This is a genomic window from Micromonospora craterilacus, assembly GCF_003236315.1.
GTDB classification, from domain to species: domain Bacteria; phylum Actinomycetota; class Actinomycetes; order Mycobacteriales; family Micromonosporaceae; genus Micromonospora; species Micromonospora craterilacus.
The window spans coordinates 1-926 of sequence record NZ_POTY01000513.1; the positions used below are offsets into that span (position 1 = coordinate 1).

Consider the following 926-nt stretch of genomic DNA (forward strand, 5'->3'; position numbering starts at 1 on the left):
ACCTCCGACGACCCCGCCGCCGACCAGCCCGCCACCGGTCACCGGACTGCCGAAGCACATCCTGACCGGGTACTGGCACAACTTCGACAACCCGGCCGTCGAGCTACGGCTGCGCGACGTGCCCGCTGAGTACGACCTGGTCGCGGTCGCCTTCGCCGACGCCACCAGCACGCCCGGCGCGGTCGGCTTCGCCGTCGACCCCGGTCTGTCCGCCTCGCTCGGCGGCTACACCGACGCCGAGTTCTCCGCCGACGTACGGACGTTGCAGAGCCGGGGCAAGAAGGTGATCATTTCGGTCGGTGGGGAGACCGGCCGGGTCGCGGTGAACGACGCGGCCTCCGCGGTGGCCTTCGCCAACAGCGTGCACGCGTTGATCCAGCGGTACGGCTTCGACGGGGTCGACGTGGACCTGGAGAACGGGCTGAACCCGACGTACATGGCGCAGGCGCTGCGGTCGCTGCGGTCGAAGGTGGGCAGCGGCCTGATCATCGCGATGGCGCCGCAGACCATCGACATGCAGAACCCGGCCGGCAGCTACTTCAAGCTGGCGCTGGACATCAAGGACATCCTGACCGTGGTGAACACCCAGTTCTACAACTCCGGGGCGATGCTCGGCTGCGACAACAACGCCGCGTACGCCCAGGGAACGGTCAACTTCATCGTCGCGCTCGCCTGCATCCAACTGGAGGCCGGGCTGCGCCCCGACCAGGTCGGGCTCGGTCTGCCGGCCGGTCCTGGCGCGGCCGGCGGTGGCATCGTCGCGCCCAGCGTGGTCAACGCCGCCCTCGACTGCCTGACCCGAGGCACCAACTGCGGCAGCTTCCGCCCCCCGCGCACCTACCCCGGCCTCCGCGGCGCCATGACCTGGTCCGTCAACTGGGACGTCACCAACAACAACACCTTCGCCCGCACCGTCGCCCCCCACC

At 70.0% G+C, this 926-nt stretch carries 1 protein-coding gene; it reads left to right on the forward strand.

Annotated elements, in window-relative coordinates; genetic code table 11:
* The coding region (locus C1I95_RS34160; RefSeq protein WP_111220253.1) for a chitinase at positions 1-926 on the forward strand (926 nt) is incomplete at both ends.